The sequence below is a fragment of the Bowmanella yangjiangensis genome (assembly GCF_017255015.1).
GTDB lineage: Bacteria > Pseudomonadota > Gammaproteobacteria > Enterobacterales > Alteromonadaceae > Bowmanella > Bowmanella yangjiangensis.
In genome coordinates this window covers 1-580 of record NZ_JAFKCS010000482.1, presented here as the reverse complement: position 1 = coordinate 580, position 580 = coordinate 1, and the positions used below count along the sequence as shown (strand labels likewise).

Here is a 580-nt window from a genome sequence, read left to right as displayed (position 1 = left end):
ACCGATGCTCAGTGCGCCGCTACCCGCGAATGAAGCTGAACGCCAGCAGGCCCTGGAGAGCCTGGACGTGCTCGACACACCGGCCGACCCCTACCTGGATGCGCTCACCCGTCTGGCCCGCGATCTGTTCGGGGTCAAGACGGCGCTGATCAGCCTGATCGACAACGAGCGCCAGTGGTTCAAGAGTCGCCAGGGCCTGGAGGTCGCCGAGACCCCACGCGCGGTGTCGTTCTGCGCCCACGCGATCCTGCAGGACACGCCGCTGGTGGTCGAGGACAGCCACCGCGACAGCCGTTTCTGCGACAACCCGATCGTACTGCGCGCCCCGCACGTGCGCTTCTATGCCGGCCACCCGCTGTTCGATGCCCAGCAGCAGGCGCTCGGTACGCTCTGCCTGATCGATCCGGCACCACGCCGCCTCGATCGCCAGGAGCTGATGCGACTCAGGGATCTGGCCTACGTGGTGCAGGGCTACCTGCAACTCCGCCACTGCGCCCACCAGGCCGATGACCTGCGCGATGCGCTGAGCCGCGAGCAGCGCAAGGGCATGCTCGACCCCCTGACGCAGCTGTGGAACCGT

1 protein-coding gene is annotated in these 580 nt (G+C 67.8%); it reads left to right on the top strand.

Annotation, left to right across the window (positions count from 1 at the left end; all coding sequences use genetic code 11):
- Positions 1-580 (top strand): GAF domain-containing protein (locus tag J0A65_RS25270; RefSeq protein ID WP_206596973.1); only part of this gene is annotated, 580 nt, incomplete at both ends.